8 protein-coding genes are annotated in these 9472 nt (G+C 68.1%); 5 read left to right on the top strand and 3 right to left on the bottom strand.

The genetic code is table 11. The features are described 5' to 3' along the window. The 3 genes from VEY12_06115 to VEY12_06125 form a co-directional block, all read left to right on the top strand. Nucleotides 1-887 (top strand): hypothetical protein (locus VEY12_06115; protein ID HYM39702.1); only part of this gene is annotated, 887 nt, incomplete at its 5' end. Nucleotides 888-1023: 136 nt separating this feature from the next. Then, nucleotides 1024-1515 (top strand): ankyrin repeat domain-containing protein, encoded by a 492-nt coding sequence (locus VEY12_06120; protein HYM39703.1) that lies wholly within the window; start codon nucleotides 1024-1026, stop codon nucleotides 1513-1515. Between the two features lie 25 nt (nucleotides 1516-1540). Further along, nucleotides 1541-2200, top strand: coding sequence for an ankyrin repeat domain-containing protein (locus VEY12_06125; protein HYM39704.1), 660 nt, complete (start codon nucleotides 1541-1543; stop codon nucleotides 2198-2200). 2 nt (nucleotides 2201-2202) lie between these two features. Here VEY12_06125 and VEY12_06130 read toward each other — a convergent pair whose 3' ends face one another. The 3 genes from VEY12_06130 to VEY12_06140 form a co-directional block, all read right to left on the bottom strand. Next, nucleotides 2203-3363, bottom strand: a complete 1161-nt coding sequence (locus VEY12_06130; protein HYM39705.1) for a pyridoxal phosphate-dependent aminotransferase — start codon at nucleotides 3361-3363, stop codon at nucleotides 2203-2205. A gap of 1052 nt (nucleotides 3364-4415) precedes the next feature. Then, the gene (locus VEY12_06135; GenBank protein ID HYM39706.1) at nucleotides 4416-5510 is read right to left on the bottom strand and encodes a hypothetical protein; all 1095 of its coding nucleotides are present in this window, start codon (nucleotides 5508-5510) and stop codon (nucleotides 4416-4418) included. 87 nt (nucleotides 5511-5597) lie between these two features. Next, the gene (locus tag VEY12_06140) at nucleotides 5598-7271 is read right to left on the bottom strand and encodes a glutamate--tRNA ligase (protein ID HYM39707.1); all 1674 of its coding nucleotides are present in this window, start codon (nucleotides 7269-7271) and stop codon (nucleotides 5598-5600) included. Nucleotides 7272-7389: 118 nt separating this feature from the next. Between VEY12_06140 and VEY12_06145 the strand changes: the two genes are divergently transcribed. Together VEY12_06145 and VEY12_06150 are read left to right on the top strand one after the other, a co-directional pair. Continuing rightward, nucleotides 7390-8694, top strand: a complete 1305-nt coding sequence (locus VEY12_06145) for a PKD domain-containing protein (protein ID HYM39708.1) — start codon at nucleotides 7390-7392, stop codon at nucleotides 8692-8694. A gap of 69 nt (nucleotides 8695-8763) precedes the next feature. Continuing rightward, nucleotides 8764-9246 carry a hypothetical protein gene (locus VEY12_06150; GenBank protein HYM39709.1) on the top strand — a complete coding sequence of 161 codons (483 nt, stop codon included), beginning with the start codon at nucleotides 8764-8766 and terminating at the stop codon, nucleotides 9244-9246. The last annotated feature ends 226 nt before the right edge of the window (nucleotides 9247-9472 follow it).

Below are 9472 nucleotides of genomic sequence, written 5' to 3' on the forward strand. Positions count from 1 at the left end.
GCGCGACGGCCCAGGTCTCCTTCGGCTACCTCTCCCTGACCTTGGACCACACCCAGTTCAACGCGGGCGACACGATCACCGCGACCGCCTCCCTCACCTCGACCCTGATCACGAGTCCGACGTACGTCTGGGCGGTCCAGGACGCGAGCGGCTCCGTGGTGGCCTCCGGCAACGGCTCCGCGACGAAGAGCTTCACGACGCCGAGCCCGTCGAGCAGCCGGTATGTGTTCCTCGTCACCGCGAGCCAGAATGGGCGGGCCGTGCAGGCGACGGCGACCGCGTACCGCGCGGACGGGTACTTCCTGTCCGTGAGCTTTGACAAGTCCAGCTACAACCCCGGAGACACGATGACGATCACGTACACGGTCAGCACAAGGGGCGTGTCCGTGCTCCCGTCCTCGTACCACTTCTACCTCCAGTTGTACGGAGTCACGTTCCGGTACGTAGACGCCTCCACGCCGACGGGCACCCTGACGCTCCAGGTGCCTGGGAACACGCCCACGGGCAACATCCTCCTGTACATTTCGGAGGGCAACACGGGTGCCTCCGTGTACGAGATCGTCCACGTGGGCGCCGTGAACCCGCTCGTGGCGGACATCGGCGGGGTGCCGCTCTTCGACATCCTGATCACCCTGCTGTTCGTCGTGCTCCTCCTGGCCGTGATCCTCCTGTGGCGCCGGACGGGCATGGGCCGCACGCCCCCGATCGCGGGGACGGGAAAGCCGAGCACCCCGCCGCCCCCGCCGCCCAGCGGACCGAGCCAGCAGGCCGCCGGACCGATGTCCGTCGCATGCAAGCACTGCGGCGCGTCCATCGAGATCACGACGAGCAAGCGGCCCATCGAGGTCATGTGCCCGTCGTGCGGCGAGACCCAGGTCGTGCAGTGAGCACGTAGGCCCCGTACGGGGCCTACCCCTTCCCCTTTCCGTTTTCTTCCCTTTTCTCTCAACCCGCGGAACGCCCTCGCTAGGCGCGCAGATTTTTGAACCGCACGGTCATCCGGGACCTTCCGGGTGAGCGGCGTTGGCAGATGCGGACGAACTCTTGGCCGCGGTGAAGGCCGACGATGCCGCAAGGGTGCGAGCGGTCCTCGGCCGCAACCCGTTCCTCCGACGCATGCGGACGCCCGAGGGCACGCTCGTCCTGACCGCGAAGCACCAGGATGCGGTATCCGCTCTAGCCGCAATCTTGGAGCACGTGAACGAAGACGAGCTCAACCTGTACGAGGCTTCGGCACTTGGCCGCGCCGGGCGACTGAAGACGATCCTTGGGCAATCACGCCGGCGCGTGAACGAGCCCGACGCACAGGGGTTCACCCCGCTAGGCCTCGCAGCGTACTTCGGGCAGCCGGACGCGGTCAAGGTCCTGTTGGACCACGGGGCCGTGATGGCCGCCGGGCGCGAGGGCGCGGACACGCCGTTGGGCATGGCCCGAGCCCGTGGGCACGAAGACGTCGTGGGGATCCTGGAAGCTCGCGGTGCCCCGGGCCCTTCGGATTCCCGAAAACCGTTATAGCCCACGCGCGACGTGGGGCCTCGCCATGTCCGAGGAGTTCCTGAAGGCGGTCCAGGCGGGTGAGCTCACGAAGGTGAAGAGCCTCCTGAAGGCGCAACCGGACCTCAAGGACACACGGACCTCCGAGGGCGTCCACGCCGCAGTCCTCGCCCTGTACCACGGCCACGCGGACGTCTCGAAGGCCATCCTCGCGGCGAGACCTGTGCTCGACGTCCACGCCGCGGCCACGGTGGGCGACCTCGCCCGGGTGAAGCAACTCGTCGAGGCGGACCCGAAGGCCGTGGCCTCCTATTCGGCGGACGGATTTCCGCCGCTCGCCCTGGCCGCGTTCCTGGGTCACCCGGCCGTCGTGGACTACCTGCTCGCGAAGGGTGCCGACGTGAACCAGGCTGGCAAGAACCGCGGCCGCTTCACGGCGCTCCCCGGCGCCGTGTCCTCAGGGCATCGGGACGTCGTCGAGCGGCTCGTGAAGGCCGGGGCGGACCCGAACTACTGGTACCAGGGCGGGTTGACCCCGACGCTCGTCGCCGCCGCGAACGGCAGCATCCCGATCCTGGAACTCCTCCTTGCCCACGGCGGTGACTTGAGCCAGGAGACCGAACAAGGGAAGACCGCGGTCTCCCTCGCGGAGGAGTACAAGCACCCGGAGATCGTGGACTGGCTCCGGAAGCACGGCGCGAAGTGAGCCTAGAGCTTCGCGACGACCTCGCCGATTCGGCGGACGGCCTCCGTGATCGTCTCCCTCGACGCCGCGTAGGAGAGCCGCTCGTGGCCCGCGCCCGCTTCGCCGAACGCGCTCCCAGGGGTGATCGCGACCTTGGCCTCCTTGAGAAGCTTCTCTCCGAGCGCGGCATCCTCCAGGGGCACATCAAACTTCGGGAAGACGTAGAACGCGCCCCCGGGACGGAACGTGGATACCTGGTCGATCTTCGCGAGTTCGGCACATATCAGATCGCGCCGCGCGCGGAACTCGGCGACCATCTTCCGGAGAGGCTCGGACGGGCCGCGCAGGGCCGCGACGCCGGCCTTTTGCGCGAACGCGGTGGCGCAGGTGATCGTGTGCTCTTGGACCTTGGAGATCTCCTTGAAGATCGGGGGCGGAGCGACGAGCCACCCGACCCGCCATCCCGTCATGGAGTACGTCTTGGAGAACCCGTTCACGGTGACCGTGCGGTCGAACATGCCGTCCAGCGAGGCGGGCGACACGTGCTCGCCCTCGTAGAGGATCTTCTCGTAGATCTCGTCGCTCACGACGACAAGGTCGTGGTCCTGGGCGAGGTCCGCGATCCCCTTCATCGTCGCACGCGGGTACACGGAGCCTGCCGGGTTCGAGGGGGAGTTCAGGATGATCAGCCGCGTGCGGGGCGTGATCTGCTCCGAAACGGCCTCCGCGGTCGGGACGAACCCTTCCTCGTCCGCGGCCCGCACGGGCACGGGGCGCGCGCCCGCCAAGACGACCATGGGACCGTAGGACACCCATCCCGGGTCCGGGATGATCGCCTCGTCTCCGGCCTCCAGGAGGGCCATGCAGGTCATGTAGAGCGTATGCTTCGTGGGCGACACGAGGACGTTCTCCGGCTTCGCGGGGATGCGATTCTCCTTCCCGGACTTCTCCGCAATGGCCTCCCGGAGCTCCCGGATGCCCACGGAGGAGGTGTACTTCGTGAATCCCTCGTCGAGCGCCTTCTTGGCCGCCTCGACGATGTGCGTGGGGGTCGGGAAATCCGGCTCGCCCACGGACAGGGAGAGGATCTCCTCACCGCGGGCCTTCATCTCCGTGACCAGATTGCTCAAGCGAACGGTCGGAGAGGATTCGATGGAGGTTACGCGCTTGGCAAAGCGGACCATGGGGCTCGGAAGGGGGCTTCGGTAGAAAAGGTTGACCGGTGGGCACGGATCTCCCGGTCCGTCGGGCCTCGTCCCGGGTTCGAATCCGTGCGGATTCGCATCCTATGGAGGAAACCGAATCTAAAGGACAACGTTGACCGATTCGGGCATCGGTGGCTGTCCCCGCACGAGGAGGACCGGACGGCCCTCCTCCCTTTCCCTTTTCCCGGGTCTGATTCAAATCCGGGGGGACCCGTTGTCTCGGCGAGATAGTACCAATGGCCCTCCAGATTGCCGCTCACTCGAGAAGAGGTATCAGCTGGCGCCTGAACGTTCCGAAGGGTCGCCCAGTTCACGTTGAGGGCTCGGTCGGACCACGCGCAATGTCGTGTAGAAGGAACATCGGCATGAAGCCTTTCAGCTCACTCGTCAGCCCGAGGAGGGACTGTCTCATGATGGTTACTTGGCTCCTTGAGACTGGCTTTTGTACACCCGGTGGGAGCAGACCTAAGATGACAACATCTCCTTCGAAGCGGAAGCTTCGGTGAGCAAGCCAGTCGCTGAGTTGGTCAAGGCCAATCTGCTATCGCTGCCTACTGCTTCGAGATTTCCTACTCGATTTTCGGGTCGCCTTTCGAATCATGGACTCTCCAGCCGGAGCGTCTACCCCCCCACAAACCCAGCCCGACCGCCACAGCGCCAACGAACCCCCAGAGCAACGAGGACCCGCAAATAGGGTTCTGAACCGCAAAGATGCCAGGCAAAGCAAGGACCAGCACGCTGTACAGGATGCACGTGCAACCTGTCACGACCCACCCTACCCACCAAGTGGACCCATACCACATCCAAGGCATCCATGACCACCCTTCGCTACGTGCCCGCCTCCGTGCGGACCTTTCCGAGGTTCCTGAGGGACCCGACCCTCGCGGAGACCGTCACCGCTCAACGTAGCCACGTCCCCGCCATAGCCCTTCCGGCCGACTCGGGGGACGAACGGGGGCGAGCGCGACCATTCCTCTATGAGTAAAGCGCCGTCGTGCGACGGCGGGGGGAGGTCCGGCCGGGTGGACCCCTCAGCCGGGGACCGACCGGGCCTCCCGCCTCCCGATCCCAACCGCCGCTCCGGTCGCGAAGAGGAACCCGACCAAGGCCGCACCGTTGAGGAGGGCACCCCATCGCCGGATCGGCTCGGCCGTGGCCAAGTCTCCGGCGATCCGCAATCCCAGTCCGACGTGCAGGAGGACGAGGTGCCCGTAGAACCACGCCCGGTACGGGAGGGGCAGTCCAAGCACCGCGGGGAAGATGATGGGGGCATGCGCGAAGATCATGGAGATCACGAACCCTAGGAAGACCGCATGGACCTCCGCGTCGTAGATCAGCGGGAAGGGGGCGAGACCCGACAGGGCCACGAACAGCCCGCCCAGACCGAGCCAGACGTAGCCGGGCAGGAGGGCCGCGGCGATGAACCGCCTCAGCGCCCGCTGGCGAATCTGGATTCTCGCGATGTCGAACCGAAGCAGCCATGCCGCGACACCGAGGAGCGCGAGTCCGGCGAGGATGCTCCCCGCACCGAGGTCCAATGCGCTCCAAGCGGCCCCGACCACGACCGCGTCGGCGAGGAGGAGGAAGGCCCCGTGCGCGCCCCACGGGAGGCGTAGCACGCGACTGAGCTCAAGCCGCTCCCCGGAGATGACCAGGACGAGGAACGCCATCCACCAGAGAATCACGGCATCCACGTCCAGGTTGGGATACGATACGAGCCAGAGGGCGTTCCCCACGACCCAGGCCGCGGCGCCGAGGAGCATCACGGCCGTCGACGGAGTCGCGTGTCGGTGGAGGACGTCCGCGAAGAGGACCGCGAGCACGGCGCTGCCGAGGACGATGAGGAGGGGACCGACCCAGTGGGGCACCGCGACCAGGACGAGAGCCCCCGCAGCGGTGAGGACCGGCGCGGCGACGCCCCATCGACGTCCGAGGGCCACTGCGCGCTCGACGGCAATCAGCGTCCCGACGAACCCCGAGACCATGAGCGGTCCGTGCGCGAGCCAGAACTCCGGAGTCAGGGAGGGCCACGGCCATCCCACGCGCACGAGGCCGGCCCAGATACCCAGCACGAGGGAGAGGAACGCGAGCGCCAGGAGAGGCATGGCGAGGCGGCGAAGGTCCATGGGACAGTCCTTCTCGTGGGATTGCGGCGGACGCAAAGAACCTTGCCCGTACAGGTTCGGGCCGCATCCCCATGGGAGGCGACCGATCTAGCGGTGCGCGAAGAAGGCACGGACTTCGGACCGGCTCACGTGATCGATCCGCGCGAACCCGACCCGCTCGAACTGGACCACGTCGTCCACCTTGAGGCCGGCCACCGCGGGCTCCCCGAGGCCTCGAGACTCAAGGCCCGTGGGCATGACGACGTGGGTCTCGACTCCGCCATGGGAGACCCACTGGATCTTCGGGATGTCCTTGTTCTCCAGGGAGACGAACGTCGCGCGGTGGTCCAGGACGACGTTGCAGAAGTCCTTGAGCCGCACCTCCTGCCCGCGGAACCGGTCGAAGTCCTCCCGGGCCACGTGAACCTTCGGGCCCACGGGGACCGTGCGGGTTCCGCGGCCGTGGAAGTCCGGATGGAGCGGCGGGTGGACGGCCTCCGTCGGCGGGAGGCCGTGGACCTCAATAACCACGGGCTCGGGGACGAAGAAGTAGCGGTTGGCATGCTCGTCGATCAGCTTGCGGTTCGCGGCGTACAGGGTCTCCGCGGCCACCTCGATGTCGGCCAGGCTCAGACCGAAGTCTAGGACGAACTCTCGGAGGGCCGCGGGCCGGATGCCGCGGCGCCGCAAGGACTGAAGGGACCAGGTGCGCGGGTCGTCGATCCCCGTGAGACGCCCCTCGGCGATCTCCCGTCGGTACCGGGACTTGGACAGCTCGAGGTCCTTGAAGCGCAGGATGCCGAAATGGACGAACACGGGCCGCCGTTCGATCCGGAAGAGGTCCCAGAGCCGCGTCTCCATCTCGTCCTCGATCACCAGGTCCTTCCCGCGGATCACATGGGTCACGCCGAGAAGGTGGTCGTCCACGGCCCAGGAGAACTCGAGCATGGGCCAGACGTGGTACCGCGTGCCGACGCGAGGGTGCTCGCGCAGGGAGACACGGAACAGGACGCGGTCCCGGAACGCGGGGTTCGGGTCCTGCATGCTCGTCTTGAGGCGCAGGACCGCCTCGCCCTCGTCGTATTCGCCGTCGAGCATGGCCTTCCAGATCGCGATCGTCTCGTCGGCATCCTGGTCGCGGTGCTCGCACGCCCTCCCGGCCTCCCGATTCCTCCGCAGGGTCTCCGCGTCGCACGTGCACGCATACGCGGCGCCCACTTCGAGGAGCTTCCCCGCCCACTCGTAGTGCAGGGGGATGCGGTCGCTCTTGTACAGCACCTCGTCGTACGTGACCCCGGCCCAGTCCAAGCCCTCCTTGACCTGGTCGTACGCCTCCGGGAGGACGGGCTTCTCCTCGGAGCCGATCGTGTCATCGAAGGCGAGGATGAGCCGACCGTGGTAGCGCTTCGCGTACGCGTCGTTCAACAGGAAGGCCCGCGCGTTGCCAATGTGCAGGGGACCGCTGGGGTATGGCGCCAGGCGGCACACCACGGCGCCGTCCACGGCGCCGGGGAGGGGCGGCAGCTCCTTGGGACCCGTCTCGCCCTTCGGTTTCTCGAGGAGCTCGGGCGCGAGCGCGGCGAGCGCGGCCTTCTGCGCCTCGGCGGACAGCGCGTTGACCTCCGCGACCACGCGCTCGACCTCGGCGGCGAGCTCCCTCGCCCGAGGGCGGAGGGCTGCGTCTTCCGCAAGGAGCTTACCCAGGACGGCTTTCGCCTCGGCCTTGCCGCCATGGAGGACCGCGTTCTGGAGCGCGTACTTTCGCGCGGACTCGGCGGGCACGCGAATGCGAACCGGGTGCGGCTATTTAGACTTCTGGCGGGAGGATTGGGATGGGCCGTGACGGGGATGCATGACCGTGAGGACGAATCTTTAAGCGACGCGCAGGGGCTTCGGGGCCGTGGGTTCCCGGAGGACGACCGTCGCCCTCCGCCGGCGTGCGGCGATTGCTCTTGCGGTGTGGGCCGTGGCCTTCAGCATGCTCGCCCTCGCTGCGGCAGTCCCCGAGGGACTCGAGGTCACCCTGACCGCGACGCCGACGAACGCGCTCGTCGACCAGACCGTCCTCTTCCACGCCACGGTCCACGACAACCACGAGGACGCGAGCGGCGCCCACCTGAGCTTCCGCTTCGCCTTCGGGGACGGCAGCGGTACGGACTGGCAACGGTCCTCGAACGCGACCCACGCGTACACGGCATCGGGCAACTACACCGCCTCGGTCCAGGTGCGGGACTCCGAGGACCACGTAGGCTCGGCGTCCGTGAGGGTCCACGTGCTCCCGCCGCCGCCTCGCGCGCCCGACCTCCGGCCCGCGATCGCCGACGTCGCCCCGGCCCACCCGGTCGAGGGCGACTCCGTGAACCTGACCGTGGTCCTCGTGAATCGCGGGACCGCGACCGCCGACTCGGCCACCGTGACCGCCACGGACCTCCGTCCCAACGGGACCGCGGCGTCGCTCGGACAACTCTCCCTCCCGTCGCCGTTGTCGCCCTCGGACGTGGTCGCCTTGGTCTTCGGTCCGTTCCGGGCCGCGGGCGCGGGCGACCACCTCCTCCAGATCCGCGTAGGTGACGTCCGCCCGCCCGAGACGTACCCCGGAGGCGGCATCCTCAACCTCACCATGAGCGTGGCGGCGTCCTCGAGCCCGCCTCCGCCACCAACGGGACCCCAGCTCCAGATCCTCGCGGGTCTCCTGGACCCCGCCCATCCCCAGGAAGGCGATACCGTCAGCCTGAGGGTGATCCTGTGGAACCGCGGGACGAGCGCCGCGGTGACGGCGAGCGTCGATGCACGCGATGTACGGCCCAACGGGAGCATGGCCGCCCTCGGCAGCGCTCCGTTGGCCGAATCCCTCCCGCCCGCGTCGGGGGTGACGCTCGCCCTCCCGGCGTTCGTGGCGTCGGGCGTGGGCAACCACACGATTCGACTTGCCGCGGCGAACGTGACGCCGCCGCAGCTCTCGGGCGGCGGCGGTGGGCTCGACGTGCCCATGCGGGTCACGAGCGCGAGCACGACGCCGCCTGGAGGACAGACGGCCCCGCCGCCCCTGGAGTTCGGCCCACTCGCGTTCGGCCTCGTGGGCGCCGGCATCGCGAGCGCCGCGGCCGCAGCCCTCCTGGTGTTGAGGCCCCGACCCTCCTTAGCGCTGGAGCCCCCGGGAGCGGCTCCGCCGGATCGAAGCCCGCCGCCCATCTGGCCGCCGTAGCCTGCGGGCCGGGCGAATGCGGGTAGGCTTTATGACCACGGAAGCCGCTCCAATGCCGGGGGTGCCAGGGTGTCCGCAGCCGGGGAGACCATCCGGAATCGCGATTCCCGTGCGGGCGCGTGGCCATCCTGGGTCCGCTCGCCCCTCTTGGTCTTGGCCCTGTTGTTCGCGATCGTGGGCATCGGATACCTTGCCGGATTCCCCCGCTGGATGGTCCCGGTCGGATGGTTCTACCTTGGAGTCGCGGCCCTCTTCGTCGTTGAGGCGTGGGCGTTGAGCGTCTCCCGGATCGACATCGGTCCCGACGTCCTCCGCATCCGGTATAACGGTCGCTCCCGCGCGATCCCGATGACGGACATCCTGACCATTGAAGCCCACCGTCATTGGCAGAATCCGCTCATGAAGGCTAAGCCCCCCGACTACTGGTTCAAGCTCCGCCGGGCCAAGGGCTCGCCCCTCCGGGTCGAGTACGTGCGACCCGAGGCGGGGGACCGAATCCTGCTCGCGCTCTATCGGCGCCAGAAGCCCATCACGGTCTACAACTGGACGTGAGCCCGCAAAGGTTTCTATCGCGTCCCCGGCATACCGCGCGCGGGACTGTCCATGGCGATGCGCGAGTGGCTAAACAAGTTCGCCGCCGATGTGGTGACGATTGAGGAGCCCGTACGCCGCGAGATCCAGGCCACGCGGCACTTCTTGGCCCATCCCAACCGGCCCGTCCTCCTTCCGAGGATGGAGGGCGGCCCCGCGGCCGCGAACCTCTGGTCCACCCGAGACC

Source organism: Thermoplasmata archaeon (genome assembly GCA_035632695.1).
Lineage (GTDB): Archaea > Thermoplasmatota > Thermoplasmata > RBG-16-68-12 > RBG-16-68-12 > RBG-16-68-12.

What these genes read in the sequence shown, in the direction of transcription:
- VEY12_06125 (HYM39704.1), top strand. Translation starts at nt 1,541, where the DNA reads ATGTCCGAGGAGTTCCTGAAGGCGGTCCAGGCGGGTGAGCTCACGAAG.
- VEY12_06130 (HYM39705.1), bottom strand. Translation starts at nt 3,363, where the DNA reads ATGGTCCGCTTTGCCAAGCGCGTAACCTCCATCGAATCCTCTCCGACC.
- VEY12_06135 (HYM39706.1), bottom strand. Translation starts at nt 5,510, where the DNA reads ATGGACCTTCGCCGCCTCGCCATGCCTCTCCTGGCGCTCGCGTTCCTC.